The following is a 264-nucleotide window of genomic DNA, read 5'->3' as shown; positions in this document are numbered from 1 at the left end:
GCGCGGCAGGTGCGGGTCCTGCAGGCCGACGCGCAGCGCGAACTCGGCGGTGACGGTGACGGTGTGGCCCTGCCGCTGGTGGTGAACGCCGATTCGCTGGCCACCTGGTTCCTGGGCGCGCTGGCCCGCATGCCGCGCGACGGCGGGGTGTTTTTCGAAGTGCACCGCGAAGACGAGCAGCATTCGACCTCGTTGCTGCGGGCCGGACGGGTGACGGCCGCGGTGACGGCGACGCCGGAACCGGTCCAGGGCTGCTCGGTGGAG

The 264-nt window shown here is 72.7% G+C and carries 1 pseudogene; it reads left to right on the top strand.

The features are described from left to right. Positions 1–264: pseudogene (locus AC5RUJ_RS19065) on the top strand (ArgP/LysG family DNA-binding transcriptional regulator); the annotation flags it as partial.

This window comes from Arthrobacter sp. Y3223164 (genome assembly GCF_059091005.1).
Note: the sequence above shows the minus strand (reverse complement) of the source record. Positions and strands in the feature narration are given on the sequence as shown.